This is a genomic window from Streptomyces sp. NPDC090032 (genome assembly GCF_044748025.1).
Classification (GTDB): Bacteria; Actinomycetota; Actinomycetes; order Streptomycetales; family Streptomycetaceae; genus Streptomyces.
In genome coordinates, this window is the sequence record NZ_JBIVFF010000004.1 from 616706 (window position 1) to 632672 (window position 15967).

Annotated in this window: 16 protein-coding genes and 1 rRNA gene; 8 read left to right on the plus strand and 9 right to left on the minus strand. The window is 69.0% G+C overall.

The genetic code is table 11. The features are described from left to right. Window positions 1–10: 10 nt before the first annotated feature. Genes ACIPWY_RS12665 through ACIPWY_RS12685 form a run of 5 tightly spaced genes read right to left on the minus strand, consistent with a single transcriptional unit; the run spans window position 11 to window position 6599 of the window. On the minus strand, window positions 11–997 hold the full coding sequence (locus ACIPWY_RS12665; RefSeq protein WP_362902644.1) for a dihydrodipicolinate synthase family protein: 987 nt from the start codon (window positions 995–997) through the stop codon (window positions 11–13). Next, a complete protein-coding gene (locus ACIPWY_RS12670) occupies window positions 994–1998 on the minus strand; it encodes an ABC transporter ATP-binding protein (protein ID WP_362902646.1) in 1005 nt (334 codons plus the stop codon). The genes ACIPWY_RS12665 and ACIPWY_RS12670 overlap by 4 nt, the downstream gene beginning before the upstream one ends. Continuing rightward, window positions 1995–3983 carry a dipeptide/oligopeptide/nickel ABC transporter permease/ATP-binding protein gene (locus ACIPWY_RS12675; RefSeq protein WP_362902648.1) on the minus strand — a complete coding sequence of 663 codons (1989 nt, stop codon included), beginning with the start codon at window positions 3981–3983 and terminating at the stop codon, window positions 1995–1997. The genes ACIPWY_RS12670 and ACIPWY_RS12675 overlap by 4 nt, the downstream gene beginning before the upstream one ends. Beyond that, the gene (locus ACIPWY_RS12680) at window positions 3984–4946 is read right to left on the minus strand and encodes an ABC transporter permease (RefSeq protein WP_362902708.1); all 963 of its coding nucleotides are present in this window, start codon (window positions 4944–4946) and stop codon (window positions 3984–3986) included. Between the two features lie 30 nt (window positions 4947–4976). Then, entirely contained in the window at window positions 4977–6599 is a 1623-nt protein-coding gene (locus tag ACIPWY_RS12685; RefSeq protein WP_362902650.1) for an ABC transporter substrate-binding protein, read from the minus strand. A gap of 204 nt (window positions 6600–6803) precedes the next feature. On the opposite strand from ACIPWY_RS12685, the gene ACIPWY_RS12690 reads away from it, so the two are divergent. The 5 genes from ACIPWY_RS12690 (at window position 6804) to ACIPWY_RS12710 (ending at window position 9982) form a co-directional block, all read left to right on the plus strand. Further along, complete coding sequence (locus ACIPWY_RS12690) at window positions 6804–7547, plus strand: FadR/GntR family transcriptional regulator (RefSeq protein WP_362902652.1); 744 nt, start codon at window positions 6804–6806, stop codon at window positions 7545–7547. A 405-nt stretch (window positions 7548–7952) separates the two neighbouring features. Beyond that, window positions 7953–8168, plus strand: a complete 216-nt coding sequence (locus ACIPWY_RS12695) for a hypothetical protein (protein WP_100594282.1) — start codon at window positions 7953–7955, stop codon at window positions 8166–8168. A 73-nt stretch (window positions 8169–8241) separates the two neighbouring features. Continuing rightward, window positions 8242–8373 (plus strand): hypothetical protein, encoded by a 132-nt coding sequence (locus ACIPWY_RS12700; RefSeq protein ID WP_389542819.1) that lies wholly within the window; start codon window positions 8242–8244, stop codon window positions 8371–8373. After that, window positions 8370–9119 (plus strand): DNA repair protein RecO, encoded by a 750-nt coding sequence (gene recO, locus ACIPWY_RS12705; RefSeq protein ID WP_362902654.1) that lies wholly within the window; start codon window positions 8370–8372, stop codon window positions 9117–9119. Before ACIPWY_RS12700 ends, recO begins: the two co-directional genes overlap by 4 nt. Before the next feature lie 41 nt (window positions 9120–9160). Next, the gene (locus ACIPWY_RS12710) at window positions 9161–9982 is read left to right on the plus strand and encodes an isoprenyl transferase (protein WP_100594284.1); all 822 of its coding nucleotides are present in this window, start codon (window positions 9161–9163) and stop codon (window positions 9980–9982) included. Window positions 9983–10048: 66 nt separating this feature from the next. Here the strand turns inward: ACIPWY_RS12710 and ACIPWY_RS12715 are convergent, their stop codons facing one another. From ACIPWY_RS12715 to ACIPWY_RS12730, 4 genes are read right to left on the minus strand one after another with little or no spacing between them, the layout of a single operon-like run. Further along, on the minus strand, window positions 10049–10471 hold the full coding sequence (locus tag ACIPWY_RS12715; protein ID WP_362902656.1) for a transcriptional repressor: 423 nt from the start codon (window positions 10469–10471) through the stop codon (window positions 10049–10051). A gap of 59 nt (window positions 10472–10530) precedes the next feature. Further along, a complete protein-coding gene (locus ACIPWY_RS12720) occupies window positions 10531–11427 on the minus strand; it encodes a metal ABC transporter permease (protein ID WP_362902658.1) in 897 nt (298 codons plus the stop codon). A gap of 1 nt (window position 11428) precedes the next feature. Further along, complete coding sequence (locus ACIPWY_RS12725) at window positions 11429–12211, minus strand: metal ABC transporter ATP-binding protein (RefSeq protein ID WP_362902660.1); 783 nt, start codon at window positions 12209–12211, stop codon at window positions 11429–11431. Window positions 12212–12228: 17 nt separating this feature from the next. Then, on the minus strand, window positions 12229–13185 hold the full coding sequence (locus ACIPWY_RS12730) for a metal ABC transporter substrate-binding protein (RefSeq protein ID WP_362902662.1): 957 nt from the start codon (window positions 13183–13185) through the stop codon (window positions 12229–12231). Between the two features lie 200 nt (window positions 13186–13385). Here ACIPWY_RS12730 and ACIPWY_RS12735 point away from each other — a divergent pair, with 200 nt between their 5' ends. The 3 genes from ACIPWY_RS12735 to ACIPWY_RS12745 all read left to right on the plus strand — a co-directional run. Further along, window positions 13386–14768, plus strand: coding sequence for a glycine--tRNA ligase (locus ACIPWY_RS12735; RefSeq protein WP_362902664.1), 1383 nt, complete (start codon window positions 13386–13388; stop codon window positions 14766–14768). A gap of 229 nt (window positions 14769–14997) precedes the next feature. Continuing rightward, window positions 14998–15216 carry a hypothetical protein gene (locus ACIPWY_RS12740; protein ID WP_100594289.1) on the plus strand — a complete coding sequence of 73 codons (219 nt, stop codon included), beginning with the start codon at window positions 14998–15000 and terminating at the stop codon, window positions 15214–15216. A gap of 661 nt (window positions 15217–15877) precedes the next feature. Continuing rightward, window positions 15878–15967, plus strand: a 16S ribosomal RNA gene (locus tag ACIPWY_RS12745); the annotation flags it as partial.

Genomic DNA, 15967 nt, shown 5'->3' on the forward strand with positions numbered 1-15967 from the left:
TCACGGCGCGCTACGACAGCCCCGCCGCCGCCAGAAACTTCCCCACCTGCTCGACCTCCCCCGCCGACAGCGGAACCTGCGGAGCAGCCGTCACCGGGCAGTCGATCACGCCCCGCAGATGCAGGGCCGCCTTGAACGCCCCGAGGGCGGACGAACTCCCGCCCATCCGCGCCGGATCCCCCACCCGCACCATCCGGAACAGCGCGCACAGCCGCTCCTGCTCGACCCGCGCCCGCTCCCGGTCACCGGCCCGGCAGTACGCGTACAGCCGCGCGTACCCGGCCGGGTCGACGTTCCCGAGGCCCGGCACCACCCCGTCCGCGCCCATCGCGAGCGCCGAGTCCACAGTCAGCTCCGACCCGGTCAGGACGCTGAACCCCGTGATGTCGGCGCGGGAGCGTGCGCCGATGAGGACCTCGCGGAAGGCGCCCTCGTCACCGCTGGAGTCCTTCAGGCCGGCCAGCGTCCCGTCGGCGGCCAGGTCGAGGACGAGGTCCGCGCCCAGCTTGGAGTGCACCGACACCGGGAGGTCGTAGGCGAAGACGGGCAGGCCGCAGAGCTGGGCCAGGAGCCGGAAGTGGCGGGCGATCTCGGCCGGGTGGGTGCGCGTGTAGAAGGGCGCCGTGGCGACGATCCCGTCCGCGCCGGCCTCCGCCGCCGTACGGGCGTGGTCGAGGACGCGCAGGGTCGCCATGTCGATCGCCCCGGCCAGGACGGGCAGCTGACCGGCGACATGGCCCACGACGGTGTCGAGGACCACTTCGCGGTGCCCGTCGGGCAGGAAGGCCGCCTCGCTGGTGGAGCCGAGCACGAAGAGGCCGTCGACGCCACCCGCGACGAGGTGGTCGACAAGGCGTACGAGGGAAGCGACGTCCACCTCGTTGTCCGGGGTCAGGGGAGTGCAGACGGGCGGGACGACGCCGGTCAGCAGAGGGAAAGGCGCGGAGCGCGGCCGTGAAAGGGCGGAGGTGGGAGACAGGTGGGCGGGCAGAGTCATGAAACCTCCTGGACGAGTTCGTGCGTCGACTGGCCCTCGCGCACGGGATGGTGACAGCGGAATCGGTGCCCGTCACCGCTCGTTTCGAACCCCGGCATCGCCTCCGCGCAGGCCGCGTCGGCCTTCCAGCACCGCGTACGGAACGGGCAGCCGCTCGGCGGATGCGTCGCCGACGGCACCGGGCCGACCAGCGGAATCGGGTCGATCGGGTCGAGCAGCCCGGGTGTCGCCGAGAACAGCGCGCGGGTGTACGGGTGCCTGGCCCGGTCGAGCACGTCGTCGGACGGCGACTCCTCCACGATCCGGCCCAGATACATCGTGATCACGCGGTCGCTCATGCGCCGCACGGTCTGGATGTCGTGCGAGACGAACACGAGGGCGAGACCGAGGCGTTCCTTCAGGTCGAGCAGCAGATTCAGGATCTGCGCCCGCACCGACACGTCGAGCGCGCTCGTCGGCTCGTCCGCCACGACCAGGGCGGGTTCGAGCGCGAGGGCACGGGCGATCGCCACGCGCTGGCGCTGCCCGCCCGACAACTGCCCGGGCAGCGCTCCCGCGAGTGCGCCCGGCAGGCCGACCAGGGACATCAGCTCCGTTACGCGTTCCTCGCGCGCGGCGGGCGTGCCACGGCGGTGGACGTCGAGAGGGTCGCGCAGGATCTGGCGGACGGTCAGGCGCCGGTTCAGGGCGGTCGACGGATCCTGGAAGATCATGCCGACACCCTCGCCGACGGCCGCGCGCCGCTCGCCCGGCTTCATCGTCCACAGGTCGCGGCCGTCCACGACGACCGTGCCGGACGTCGGACGCTGCACCCCCACGAGGACCTTGGCGAGCGTCGACTTGCCGCAGCCGGACTCGCCGACCACGCCGACCGTCTCGCCGGGGGCCACGGACAGGTCGGCGCCGGTGAGGGCGTACACCCGGTCACGGGCGAACAGACCGCCGGAGCGGGCCCGGTGCACCACGTGGGCATCCCTCAACTCGACCACGGGATCCGTCACTTGAGAGCCTCGCTTCCCCGGGGAGCCGGAACCGTGGGCGGCGGCACCACCGCCGGATGGTGACAGGCCGACGCGTGCCGCCGGCCGCCGAGCAGATCGGGCGCCGTCGTCCGGCACACCTCGCTCGCCATCGGGCACCGGTCGGCGAACCGGCAGCCCGCCGGGAAGTCGGCCGGCGACGGCACGACGCCCCGGATCTGCGTCAGCCGGTCCGCCGCCGTCTCCAGCGAGAGGACCGAGCCGAGCAGCCCGCGCGTGTAGTGGTGGGTGGGCGCCTCGACGAGGTCCGCCGTCACGCCCGTCTCCACGATCTGCCCGCCGTACATCACGACCACCCGGTCCGTGACGTCGGCGACGAGCGCCAGGTCGTGCGAGACGAGGATCAGCGCGAAGCCCAGCTCCTCGCGCAGCCGCAGCAGCAACTCGATGACCTGCGCCTGCACGGTCACGTCGAGTGCGGTCGTCGGCTCGTCGGCGACGATCAGCTTCGGGCTGCGCGACAGAGCCATCGCGATCAGGACGCGCTGGCGCTGGCCGCCCGACAGCTCGTGCGGATAGCTGCGCAGGGTCCGCTCCGGGTCGAGGCCGACGAGGGAGAGCAGCTCGGCCGGGGTGCGCCGGCCACCTCGGCGTACGACCTGCTTGAGCTGGGAGCGCACGGTCATCGCCGGGTTCAGCGAGGACAGGGCGTCCTGGTAGATCATCGCCATGTCGTGCCCGAGGAGCCGGCGCCTGGCACCCATCGAGCGGCCGATCAGCTCCTGGCCGTCGAAGGTGACCCGGCCGCGGATCCGCGCGCCCTTGGGTTCGAGCCCCATCACCGTCAGTGCGGTCAGTGACTTGCCGCACCCCGACTCGCCGACCAGGCCGAGCACTTCACCGGGGCATACGTCGAAGGTGATGCCGTCGACGATGTCCACGCCGCCGTGCCGTGCGTCGAAGCCGATGGCGAGATCGGTGACCTGGAGGACGGGCTCGCCCTCGGGAAGGGGCCGGGCGCGGGACCTCAGCCGGGTGGCGGCCTCGGCGAGGCCGGGCAGTTCGAGGACGGTGCCGCTGCCGGGCTTCGGCGCTTCGAGGCGGTCCGCCTCCGCGCCGGACACGTCACGCGCGGCGGGCGCGGCCCACGCGTCGGAGACGCCCTCGGACAGGATGTTGAGCGCCAGCACCGTGAGCAGCATCAGCAGACCGGGAAAGACGGTCGCCCACCAGCCTCCGATGAGGACCATGTTCTTGCCGTCCGCGATGACACTGCCCCACGACGGGTCGGGCGGCCGGACCCCCGCCCCGATGAACGACAGGGACGCCTCGAAGACGATGGCCTCCGCGACCTGCACCGTGCAGAACACCAGGACCGGCGCCGCGCAGTTGACCGCGACGTGCCGCAGCACGATGTGCGGCGTCCGCGCCCCGATCACCCGCTCCGCCGTCACATAGTCCTCGCCGTACTGGTCGAGCACGTTGGCCCGTACGACCCGGGCGACCGGTGGAGTGAACAGGAACGCGATCGCGCAGATCAGTACGGGGATGCCGCCGCCGAACACGGCGACGAGGACCGCCGCGAGAGCGATCCCGGGGAACGCCATCACGACATCGAGGCAGCGCATCAGCGTCTCGTCGACCGCCTTGCGTGACGTCGCCGCGATCGCGCCGAGGACCGCGCCCACCACGAGCGCGAGCAGCGTCGCGCCGAGCCCGATGGCGAGCGACCAGCGGGCCCCGTACATCAGCCGGCTGAGGATGTCGCGGCCCAGGCTGTCCTGCCCCATCCAGTGGCTGCCCGAGGGATGCCCGGTGCCGTCGGTCTGCGTCTGCTGGTCGAGCGGGTCGTGGGGTGCGAGCAGCGGAGCGAACAGTGCCACGAGGACGACGACGCCGACGACGGCGACCGCGATCCGGGACAGGACGGGCAGCCGGCGCAGGGACCGCAGCCGGATGCCCGGCCGGGACAGCGCCTCGGCGAGCGCTTTTCGGGAGGTGACCATCTAGCTCTGCGCCCCCCTGAGCCTCGGGTTGACCATCAGATACAGGATGTCGATGGCGAGGTTCACGACGACGAACCCGACGGCCGTCGTCAGGACGACGCCCTGGACGACCGCCGGGTCCCCGTTCTTCACCGCGTCGATCATCAGCTTCCCCATCCCCGGCAGGGAGAAGATCGTCTCCGTGACGACCGCCCCGCCCAGCAGATAGCCGACCCGCAGTCCGAGCACGGTCAGCGGATTGATCAGGGCGTTGCGCAGCACGTTGCGCCCCACCACGACGACCGGCGGAAGACCGCTGCCGATCGCCGTACGGACGTAGTCCTTGTCCAGCTCCTCGACCACCGCCGTGCGCACGATGCGCGTCAGCTGCGCCGCGACCGGCAGGGACAGCGAGAGCGCCGGGAGTGTCATGCACTTGAGCCAGCCGGTGAAGGAGTCGGCCGGGTTGATGTAACCGCCGGTCGGGAACCAGCCCTGCCCGACCGCCAGATACTGGATCATCAGCAGCGCCAGCCAGAACCCGGGCGCCGCCACCCCCGTCAGGGACACCACGCGGATGATCTGGTCGAGGAGCCGGTCGCGGTGGATGGCCGCCGTGACACCCAGCACCAGGGACACGACGACCGCGACCGCGAGGCCGAGGAACGTCAGCTGCAGTGTCAGCGGCAGCGCGGTGGTCACCTGCTCGACCACCGGCTGCCGGGTCAGGGCGCTGACCCCCATGTCGCCCCGGACGAGATCGCCCACGAAGTGGAAGTAACGCACGGGCAGCGGATCGAGCAGCCCGTTGCGCTCCCGGAAGTCGTGCAGCTGCTGCGGCGTCGGATTGGCGCCCTGGAAGAACGCCGACGCCGGATCGCTGTCCGAGAACCGCATCACGAGAAAGACGAACAGGACGATGCCGAGCAGCAGCGGCACGAGCAGGACCAGGCGGCGGGCCAGAATTCTGGCGATCACGACCACGGGCACGAACTCCCTTGCGAGAAAGCCGCGTTACGCGGGCTTGGCCTTGAGCACGTTGATCCCGGGATAGGGCTGCGCCTGCACACCGGTGATCTTCTTGGGGTCCCAGGCCGTCATCAGCTCGTTGTGCACGACCGGGTAGAGCACGGCCTGCTCGGCGACGATGTCGATGTACTCCTGGATCATCGTCTTCTTCTTCGCCGGGTCCGGCTCGCGCGTCGCCTGGTCCATCAGCTTGAAGAGGTGCTTGGCGTCGGAGCTGCCCGCCCAGCGCGCGTAGCCCATCCACAGGTTCGAGGGGCCGTAGTTGTAATGCATGATCAGGTCGGCGTCGAGACCGAACTGGTTGGGGTTCGAGGCGGCCGCCACGATCTGGTAGTCCTTCTTCTGGTCCATCTTCGTGAAGACGGCCGTGGTCTCCTGCGGGTCGAGCGTCGTCTTCACGCCGATCGCGTCCCACGACGCCTTGATCGTCGGCAGACAGTCCATGATCCACGACACGTTGACGGACATCAGGGAGACCGAGAGTCCGCTGACCCCGGCGTCCTTGAGGAGCTTCTTCGCCTTCTCGGGGTCGTAGTCGTACACCGTCTTCGCCGGCCGGTGGTCGGGGTTGCCCTCGTTCAGGAACGAACTCGCGCCCTTCCCGTGCCCCTTGAGCGCCACCTCGATCATCTTCTGCTTGTCGATGGCGTAGTGCAGCGCCTGGCGCACCCGCACGTCGTCGAACGGCTTGTGCGCGGTGTTGAACATCAGGAAGAGGTTGTTCATCCCGGCCCCGCCCTCGACGGTGAGGCCGCCCTTCTTCAGCTGCGCGATGTTCGCGTACGGGATGTTGTCCGCGATCTGCGCGTCCGCGCTGCCACCGGAGATCTTCGCGACGCGGGGCGCCGCGTCCACGATGGTCAGCCAGTTCATCTTCTTGAACGACGCCTTGCGCGGCCCGTTGTAGTCCGGATACGCCTCGAAGGTGGTGTTCGTCTTCGGCTGGTGCGAGGTCTGCCGGTACGGGCCCGAGCCCACGGCTTTGCCCTTGGTCGCGTCGTCCCACGCGCCCGGCTTCGAGAACACGTGCTTCGGCATGATCTTGGCGAGGGTCAGCCGCGCGGCCCCGTCGGGGAACGGGAACTTGAGGACGAGCTCGACGGAGTCGTCGCCCGTCTTCCTGACCTCCTTGAGCCAGCTCTCGAAGAAGCCCTTGGCGAGCGACTGCGTGCCCGGGTCGAGGATCCGGTCGAAGACGAACACGACGTCGTCCGCCGTGACGGGCTTGCCGTCGTGCCACTTGGCGCCCGCGCGCAGGGTGAACTTCCATGAGGTGGTGGCCAGTTCGGCGTCCGTCGGCACCTTCGTGGCGAGCGCCGCGTACGGCTCGCGCGTGATCGGGTCGGTGTCGAGGAGCCCCTCGTAGATGTGCTGGTTACCGGCCATGGCGAAGGCCGACGCGGTCTGCGTCGGGTCCCAGCTTCCGTCGTTGCCGTACCCGATGACCGCGGTCAGCGAGGATCCGCCGCCCTTGTCGCCGCCCGTGTCGTTGGTGGACTTCGGCCCGGACGAACAGGCCGACAGAGAGGTGGAGATGGCAGCGGCCGCGCCGAGGGCGCCGGTGTACTTGAGGAAAGATCGGCGGCCGGTCGTCTCGTGGTCGCTCATGGTGCCTCCAGAGAGGGAGATGCGCGGGAGATCCAACGTCCTACGTCTTGGTAGCGACGTGACCATAAGAGCGCCGGGAGGGCCGGTCAAGAGATCGCGCAGAGAAGCCCGGAGGGAGCCCGGAGGGTGTCCGGAAGGCTCCGGGCGCCGGGCGGGAAGAAGTTTGGTCCCGACATGGGACGTGGGACGTCTGCTGCGCCTACGATGCCCCGCATGTCTGAGGAGCCCAGGAACCCGGCGATACGGCACCGCCGCGTCAGTCAGCAGGTCCAGCGCGCGGTCACCCAGCTGATCCTGGACAGAGGGCTGCATCCCGGCGAACTGCTGCCCACCGAGGCCGAGTTGATGGAATCACTCGGCGTCAGCAGAAACTCCGTACGCGAGTCCCTCAAGGCCCTCCAGGCACTCGACATCGTCGAGATCAGACACGGCTACGGCACCTACGTCGGCCAGGCCTCCCTCACCCCGCTCGCCGACGGCCTCACCTTCCGCACCCTGCTGCGCCCCGCCGCCGACGCGCACGCCCTCGCCGAGATCCTCCAGGTCCGCGAGATCCTCGAGGAAGGCCTGATCCGCAGGGTCGCCGCGGCACCGCTCCCGGCGGAGATCCTCGACCGGCTCGACGGCATCGTCGGCAGGATGGCAACGGCGGGCGAGGCCGACGTGCCCTTCGCCGACCTCGACCGGGACTTCCACGAGACCCTCTACCGCTCGCTGGGCAACGAGCTGATCCCGCAGCTCCTCGGCGCGTTCTGGAACGTCTTCGACCGCGTCGCCGGCGCGCGCTCCTGGTCCAGCGACCCCGCCCCCGACGTCACCGTCAGCCGCCACCGCGACATCGTCACGGCCCTGCGCGCCCAGGACGCCGTCGGCGCGCAGCGGGCCATGGCGCACCACTTCCGGGGCATAGAGGCGCGCGCGGAACAGGAGACGAGAGGCGTCGAGTGAGTGCGCTGGATATCTGTGGAGTTACGCGCGCACATTCATCCGGCTTCGCACAGTATCGAGCATCCCTGTTTGCGAATTTAGTGTTCGAATTTTCCCTCGCCGCATAGAACCCAGAGGTCCTTCGCAGTCTATTTGGCGCGCGCCGCTCCCTGGGTGGGAAGCGTGAAATTCGACGGCGGCGGGGAGCCACCTGACGTGGGCGGAACGGCGGCTCGGGCACACGATCGGGGGTGCGGGAAGAGCTGGGCGAATACCCGCACCGGAGATCGGGAATTGCCTCTCGCGTCACCCCGCTGACGATTCAGCGCCGCGTCCCGTGTCTGCGCGTGGAATGGGGCCGTTGTTTCGGTTGACGCTGCCGCCCGCCGGGAAACGCACGGAACGTATGGACAGGAGCCAACGCCGATGAAGCCGCCAATCGGTTCTTACGCCGTCGACATCAGCACCGGACAGGTGGGCCGGGTCATGGGGCACGAGGGTCCGTACGTACAGCTCCGGCCCTTCGGAGGCGGCCGCGAATGGGACTGCGCCCCGGACACCGTGCGGGTGGCGACGACTTCCGAGCGGCTGCGGGCGGCCACCGCCTATGCGAATGCCAGGAGCCGCGGCGAGGTCCCCTGACCCCACCCGCGTCGGCGTAGGCGAGAAGAGGTCCCCTGACCCCACCCTTTCGGCGTAGGCGAGAATAGGGGCCATGAGCCTGTTCCGTGACGACGGCATCGTGCTGCGCACCCAGAAGCTGGGTGAAGCGGACCGCATCATGCTGTTGTCTCCCGGGGGACGACCCCCGTACCCCCAGCCGGAGACCCGCGGCGGTGCGCGATGAGTCTCTTCCGTGACGACGGCATCGTGCTGCGCACCCAGAAGCTCGGTGAAGCGGACCGCATCATCACGTTGCTCACTCGCAATCACGGGCGCGTGCGCGCCGTGGCACGTGGTGTGCGGCGGACCAAGTCCAAGTTCGGGGCGCGGCTCGAACCCTTCTCGCACGTCGACGTGCAGTTCTTCGCGCGCGGCAGCGAACTGATCGGGCGCGGGCTGCCCCTGTGCACCCAGAGCGAGACCATCGCCCCCTACGGCGGCGGCATCGTCAGCGACTACGCCCGCTACACCGCCGGCACGGCCATGCTGGAGACCGCGGAGCGCTTCACCGACCACGAGGGCGAGCCGGCCGTCCAGCAGTACCTCCTCCTGGTCGGCGGACTGCGCACCCTCTCCAGGGGCGAACACGAACCCCATCTCGTCCTCGACGCCTTCCTGTTGCGCTCCCTCGCCGTGAACGGCTACGCCCCGAGTTTCGGCGACTGCGCGAAGTGCGGCCTCCCGGGCCCCAACCGGTTCTTCTCCGTCGGCGCGGGCGGCTCGGTTTGCGTCGACTGCCGTGTACCGGGCAGCGTCGTACCCTCACCGCAGGCCCTCACCCTCCTCGGCGCGCTGCTGACCGGCGACTGGGAGACGGCGGACGCGTGCGAGGCACGCTTCGTGAGAGAGGGCAGCGGACTGGTGTCGGCGTATCTCCACTGGCACCTGGAGCGCGGACTGCGCTCGCTGCGTTACGTAGAGAAAAGCTAGAACTGAGCAAAAAGCTAGAACTGAGCTAGGGGAGAGCCCACATGGCACGTCGCGGAATCCTCGGACGGTCCCGCCGTGAGTACAAGACGCCCGAACCGCACCCGACGGGCGCGCGGCCGCCGAAGATCCCCGGCGAGCTGGTGCCGGAGCACGTCGCCATCGTGATGGACGGCAACGGCCGGTGGGCGAAGGAGCGCGGGCTGCCGCGCACCGAGGGCCACAAGGTCGGCGCCGAGCGCGTCATGGACGTGCTCCAGGGCGCGATCGAGATGGGCGTCGGCGCGATCTCGCTCTACGCCTTCTCCACGGAGAACTGGAAGCGCTCACCCGACGAGGTCCGCTTCCTCATGAACTTCAACCGCGACTTCATCCGCAAGACCCGCGACCAGCTCGACGAGCTGGGCGTACGGGTGCGCTGGGTGGGCCGCATGCCCAAGCTGTGGAAGTCGGTCGCCCAGGAGCTGGAGATCTCCCAGGAGCAGACCAAGGGCAACGACAAGCTGACCCTGTACTTCTGCATGAACTACGGCGGCCGCGCCGAGATCGCCGACGCCGCGCAGGCCATCGCCGAGGACGTGAAGGCCGGCCGCCTCGACCCGTCGAAGGTGAGCGAGAAGACCTTCGCGAAGTACCTCTACTACCCGGACATGCCGGACGTCGACCTCTTCCTGCGCCCCAGCGGCGAGCAGCGCACCTCCAACTACCTGCTGTGGCAGAGCGCTTACGCCGAAATGGTCTTCCAGGACGTCCTGTGGCCCGACTTCGACCGCCGCGACCTGTGGCGCGCCTGCCTCGAGTACGCCTCCCGGGACCGCCGCTTCGGCGGCGCCATCCCGAACGAGGAACAGATCGCCAACAGCTGATCAGACGCCTGTGGGGGGTACCCGGAAGTACCCCCCACACGCACAGCACACGGAAGAGACGGCGGCTCAGCTCTCCGCGGCAGCGTCCGCGGCGCCCGCGCACTCCGCGCACGTACCGAAGATCTCCACCGTGTGCGCCACGTTCACATACCCGTGCTCCGCGGCGATCGCCTCGGCCCACTTCTCCACGGCCGGGCCCTCGACCTCGACCGCCTTGCCGCACACCCGGCACACCAGGTGATGGTGGTGCTCGCCGCTGGAGCAGCGCCGGTAGACGGCCTCGCCGTCCGAGGTGCGCAGGACATCGACCTCGCCCGCGTCGGCGAGGGACTGCAGGGTGCGGTAGACGGTCGTGAGACCCACCGAGTCACCCTTGTGCTTGAGGACGTCGTGGAGGTCCTGGGCACTGCGGAACTCGTCCACCTCGTCGAGCGCCGCCGCCACGGCCGCACGCTGGCGGGTCGACCTGCCTCGAACCGGGGCTCCCACTGTTGCCTCCTCGGATTTGCTGCCGGCGGCCCATTGTGCCAGGCCGCGGGGTGCCCGGGTCAGACCTCGGCCCCGGCCTGACCGGGGATCCGGCCTGGAATCGCGCACTCCGCCGGGTCACCGGCCGCGCTCGCCGCAGCCCGCGCCCTGCGCCTGGCCAGCGGCGCGGCGACCAGGCTGAAGACGATGAACGCGGCGATGGCCAGCAGCACGATCGTCGCGCCGGGCGGGATCTCGACGTAGTAGTTGGTGATGGTGCCGCCCAGCGTCGTGGTGACGCCGATGGCCACGGCGATCGCGAACGTCGCCGCGAAGCTCCGCGTGAGCTGCTGCGCGGCCGCCACCGGGACGACCATCAGCGCGGACACCAGGAGCAGGCCCACGACCCGCATGGCGACGGTGACGGTGGCCGCCGCGGTCACCGCGACGAGCAGGTTCAGGACGCGCACCGGCAGGCCGGTGACCCGGGCGAACTCCTCGTCCTGGCTGACCGCGAACAGCTGCCTGCGCAGACCGATCGTGACCAGGGCGACGAACCCGGCGAGGACGCAGATCGACACGAGGTCGCTCTGCGAGACGGTCGACAGCGAGCCGAAGAGATAGCTCTGCAGGTTCGCCGTCGAGCCGCCGGGGGCGAGGTTGATCAGCATCACGCCGCCCGCCATACCCCCGTAGAAGAGCATCGCGAGCGCGATGTCGCCGCGCGTCTTCCCGTACCAGCGGATCAGCTCCATGATCACCACGCCGACCACGGAGACGGCCATCGCCATCCACACGGGCGAGGTGGAGAGCAGGAAGCCGAGGCCGACGCCCGTCATCGCGACATGGCCGATGCCGTCGCCCATCAGGGCCTGCCGGCGCTGGACGAGATAGATGCCGATCGCGGGGGCGGTGATGCCGACCAGGACCGCGGCGATCAGGGCCCGCTGCATGAAGGCGGAGTCGAGGAATTCCATGTCAGCTCAGCAGTCCTGTGCGTACGGGGGTGAGATCCGAGGTGTGCGGGTGGACGTGGTCGTGGCCCGGCAGCGCGTGCTGGCCCACCGCCTCCGGCGGCGGCCCGTCGTGCAGGACGCAGCCGTCACGCAGCACGACCGCACGGTCGATCAGCGGCTCCAGAGGGCCCAGCTCGTGCAGGACGAGCAGTACGGAGGCACCGGCCGCGACCTGCGCCCGCAGCGTCCGAGCCAGAATCTCCTGGCTCGCCAGGTCGACGCCCGCCATCGGCTCGTCCATGATCAGCAGCTCGGGCTCGGAGGCCAGCGCCCGCGCGATCAGCACGCGCTGGTGCTGGCCGCCGGAGAGCGCGTCCACCGAGTCCTTGGCGCGGTCGGCCATCCCGACCAGCTCCAGCGCCCGGCGCACCGCCTCACGGTCCGCCTTGCGCAGCAGCCCGAACCGGGCCCGCGACAGCCGCCCCGAGGACACGACCTCGGTGACCGTGGCGGGCACGCCGCCCGCGGCGGTCGTGCGCTGAGGCACGTACCCGACCCGCGCCCAGTCCCGGAACCGCCGCCGCGGCGTACCGAAGATCTCGACCTCGCCGCCGCTGACGGGCACCTGACCGATCACCGTGCGAACGGCCGTCGACTTGCCCGAACCGTTGGCGCCGAGCAGGGCCACGACCTCACCGCGACGCACGGTCAGATCGATGCCGCGCAGCACCGGACGCGAGCCGAGCTCGGCCGTCACGCTGCGCAGGGCTATGACGGGCTCGCCGGCCTTCACCGCTGCGTCCATACCGCTGTCCTCCGTGGTCACTTGGCGCCGAGCGCCTTCTGCAGGGCCTTCAGATTCGAATCCATCACCTGGATGTAGTCGTCGCCCTTGGAGTTGTCCGTGATGCCTTCGAGCGGGTCGAGCACATCGGTCTTGAGGTGCGCGTCGCCCGCGAGGGTCTTCGCCGTCCTGTCGCTGACGAGCGTCTCGTAGAAGACCGTGGTCACCCCGTCGGCCCTCGCCATGTTCTGGAGGTCCTTCACGCGGGCCGCGCTGGGCTCGCTCTCCGGGTCGAGGCCGCTGATGGCCTCCTCGGTGAGCCCGTACCGCTCCGCCAGATAGCCGAAGGCCGCATGGGTCGTGATGAACACCTTCGAGTCGGTGTTCTTCAGCCCGTCCTCGAACCGCGTGTCCAGCCCGCCGAGCTTGCCGACGAGCGCCGCGGTGTTCTTCTTGTACGCCGCCGCGTGATCCGGGTCGGCCTTCTCGAAGGCCTTGCCCACACCCTCGGCGACCTCGGCGTACTTCACAGGGTCCAGCCAGATGTGCGGATCCCGGCCGCCTTCGCCGCCGTGCTCGTGGTCGTGCTCCTCGGCGTGTCCGCCGACCTCGGTGCCGTGCTTCTCCAGATGCGTCAGGGAGGCGGCATCGACCTTGGTCTTGATCCCGGACTGCTGGATCGCGTCGTCGACCGCCGGCTGGAGGCCCTTGATGTAGAGGGCGACACCCGCGTCCTGGAGGTCCGCGGTCTGCTTGGCGCTGATCTCCAGGTCGTGCGGCTCCTGGCCGGGCTTGGTCAGGTTGGTGACGGCGACATGGTCCCCGCCGATCTGCTCCGCCAGGTACTGCATCGGATAGAACGACGCCACCACCTCGAGCTTGCCGTCACTGTTCCTGCCGTCACCCGAGGAGGCGGAGCAGGCCGACAGGGCCGTGAGGCCGAGCACGGTGACGGAGGCGACGGCGGCGGTGGGTATGAGGCGGCGTACGTTCATGACACTCATTTTCAACAAATCTGGAAACGATTGTCAACAAGCTGTCTCCGTGATCACACCGAAACGGGCATCCCACCCCAGCCCGGGCTACGGACCCCCAACCGATTTGATCCGGAGCCCCAGGCCGCCGGTAACCTGAAGCATTCGCATTCGCTCTGAAGCAGCAATCGCTTCGTCGTCGTCGTAATGAAGAGAGCACCGTGGCCGCCGACAAGATCGACACCATCGTCAGCCTCAGCAAGCGCCGTGGCTTCGTCTACCCGTGCAGCGAGATCTACGGCGGCCAGCGCGCCGCCTGGGACTACGGGCCGCTGGGCGTCGAGCTGAAGGAAAACCTCAAGCGCCAGTGGTGGCGCTACATGGTCACCTCGCGCGAGGACGTCGTCGGTATCGACTCGTCCGTGATCCTGGCGACCGAGGTCTGGCAGGCCTCCGGCCACGTCGCCACGTTCACCGACCCGCTCACCGAGTGCACCTCCTGCCACAAGCGGTTCCGCGCGGACCACCTGGAGGAGGCGTACGAGGCCAAGCACGGCAAGCAGCCGGAGAACGGCCTCACCGACCTGAACTGCCCCAACTGCGGCAACAAGGGCACCTTCACCGAGCCCAAGCAGTTCTCGGGCCTGCTCTCCACGCACCTCGGCCCCACGCAGGACAGCGGCTCCGTCGCCTACCTGCGCCCCGAGACCGCCCAGGGCATCTTCACCAACTTCGCCAGCGTCCAGCAGACCTCGCGCCGCAAGCCGCCGTTCGGCATCGCCCAGATGGGCAAGAGCTTCCGCAACGAGATCACGCCCGGCAACTTCATCTTCCGCACCCGCGAGTTCGAGCAGATGGAGATGGAATTCTTCGTCAAGCCGGGCGAGGACGAGAAGTGGCAGGAGTACTGGATGGAGCAGCGCTGGAACTGGTACACCGGCCTCGGCATGCGCGAGGAGAACATGCGCTGGTTCGAGCACCCGGCGGAGAAGCTCTCCCACTACTCCAAGCGCACCGCTGACATCGAGTACCGCTTCCGCTTCGGCGGAAACGAGTGGGGCGAGCTCGAGGGCGTCGCCAACCGCACGGACTACGACCTCTCCGCGCACTCCAAGGCCTCCGGCCAGGACCTCTCCTACTTCGACCAGGAGGCCGGCGAGCGCTACACCCCGTACGTCATCGAGCCCGCCGCCGGTGTCGGCCGCTCGATGCTCGCCTTCATGCTCGATGCCTACGTCGAGGACGAGGCGCCCAACGCCAAGGGCAAGATGGAGAAGCGCACCGTCATGCGCTTCGACCACCGCCTCGCCCCGGTCAAGGTCGCGGTCCTCCCGCTGTCCCGCAACCCGGAGCTGTCCCCGAAGGCCAAGGGACTCGCCACCGCGCTGCGCCAGAACTGGAACATCGACTTCGACGACGCGGGCGCCATCGGCCGCCGCTACCGCCGTCAGGACGAGATCGGTACGCCGTACTGCGTCACCGTCGACTTCGACACCCTCGACGACAACGCCGTCACGGTCCGCGAGCGCGACACCATGAAGCAGGAGCGCGTCTCGCTCGACCAGATCGAGGGCTACCTGGCGACGCGCCTCGTCGGCTGCTGAACCCAGGTCTGAAGCCTGGCCTGAACCCAGGCCTGGACCCCTAAGGGGTCCCGCACCACAGAAGCGGCCCGGGAGCGTGCACATCGCGCTCCCGGGCCGCTTCCGTCGTTCCCGGGCGGCGCGACGCCGGCGAGACACACAACGCACCACGAAAACCCCCCTGTTGATATTGCTCTTGCTGCACACTCCTTGCGGAACGCGCGCCCACAGGGGCCGCGGAGGAGGCGTCATGCTGCCGAACACCACCACGAGCAAGGTCAGTCGCTGGGACCAGCACGGCCGGGAGCACACGGTGCGGGTACAGCGCTCGGGGCCGCGCCGCACCATCAGATGCGACACCTGCGGCTGGCGAAAACCCGCCCAGTTCCTGCCCTGGCTCAAGGCCGAGGAGCACCTCGCCCAGGAGCACCAGGCGACCGTGGACCCCTCGGCCCAGGGGCCTCAGTAGGACCGAATTGACACGGGGCCGGGAGATCTCTAGAGTCCTCCGAGTTGTCACCCGGCCAGTCGGCCCCGTGGCAGCACCTCCGCCGCTCAAGCGGCACCCAAACAAGCAGCACGATCTCCCACCGGGAGTGAATTCGGCACGCCCGAATTCAATTCACGGTGGACTCGGTGGCCCGATTAGGAGCCGCCGGGGGAATCCGCTAAAGTTTGGGACGTCGGAACGGCCCAACAGCCGGGAAGACGAACCCGCTGACTGGGAATCAGGCCCGAAAGGATCTGATAGAGTCGGAGCCGCCGGAAAGGGAAACGCGGAAAGCCGAAAGGCTGGAGCAGAAGCCTGAAAGGCACCGAGGAAATCGGATCGGAAAGATCTGATAGAGTCGGAAACGCAAGACCGAAGGGAAACTGCCCGGAGGAAAGCCTGAGAGAGTCTCTCGGGTGAGTACAAAGGAAGCGTCCGTTCCTTGAGAACTCAACAGCGTGCCAAAAGTCAACGCCAGATTGACAACCCCGGCCCACCTTTGGTGGGTTGGAGGTTCCTTTGAAAAAGTCCTCACTCCCACACCGGGGTGAGGCGCACTAGCGAGGACGCAGTGAATCGTGGGGATTATTCCTCCCGACGGTTCCGCTCTCGTGGTGTTCACCGGGATATCCCGGAAACATTCACGGAGAGTTTGATCCTGGCTCAGGACGAACGCTGGCGGCGTGCTTAACACATGCAAGTCGAACGATGAAGCCCTTCGGGGTGGATT

Bases quoted from the DNA above. Each gene is read 5' to 3' on its own strand.
- ACIPWY_RS12730 (WP_362902662.1), bottom strand. From the start codon at position 13,185: ATGAACGTACGCCGCCTCATACCCACCGCCGCCGTCGCCTCCGTCACC.
- ACIPWY_RS12700 (WP_389542819.1), top strand. From the start codon at position 8,242: ATGAGCCTGTTCCGTGACGACGGCATCGTGCTGCGCACCCAGAAGCTG.
- ACIPWY_RS12690 (WP_362902652.1), top strand. From the start codon at position 6,804: ATGCCCCGCATGTCTGAGGAGCCCAGGAACCCGGCGATACGGCACCGC.
- ACIPWY_RS12695 (WP_100594282.1), top strand. From the start codon at position 7,953: ATGAAGCCGCCAATCGGTTCTTACGCCGTCGACATCAGCACCGGACAG.
- ACIPWY_RS12675 (WP_362902648.1), bottom strand. From the start codon at position 3,983: ATGGTCACCTCCCGAAAAGCGCTCGCCGAGGCGCTGTCCCGGCCGGGC.
- ACIPWY_RS12725 (WP_362902660.1), bottom strand. From the start codon at position 12,211: ATGGACGCAGCGGTGAAGGCCGGCGAGCCCGTCATAGCCCTGCGCAGC.
- ACIPWY_RS12665 (WP_362902644.1), bottom strand. From the start codon at position 997: ATGACTCTGCCCGCCCACCTGTCTCCCACCTCCGCCCTTTCACGGCCG.
- ACIPWY_RS12720 (WP_362902658.1), bottom strand. From the start codon at position 11,427: ATGGAATTCCTCGACTCCGCCTTCATGCAGCGGGCCCTGATCGCCGCG.
- ACIPWY_RS12685 (WP_362902650.1), bottom strand. From the start codon at position 6,599: ATGAGCGACCACGAGACGACCGGCCGCCGATCTTTCCTCAAGTACACC.
- ACIPWY_RS12740 (WP_100594289.1), top strand. From the start codon at position 14,998: ATGCTGCCGAACACCACCACGAGCAAGGTCAGTCGCTGGGACCAGCAC.
- ACIPWY_RS12710 (WP_100594284.1), top strand. From the start codon at position 9,161: ATGGCACGTCGCGGAATCCTCGGACGGTCCCGCCGTGAGTACAAGACG.
- recO (WP_362902654.1), top strand. From the start codon at position 8,370: ATGAGTCTCTTCCGTGACGACGGCATCGTGCTGCGCACCCAGAAGCTC.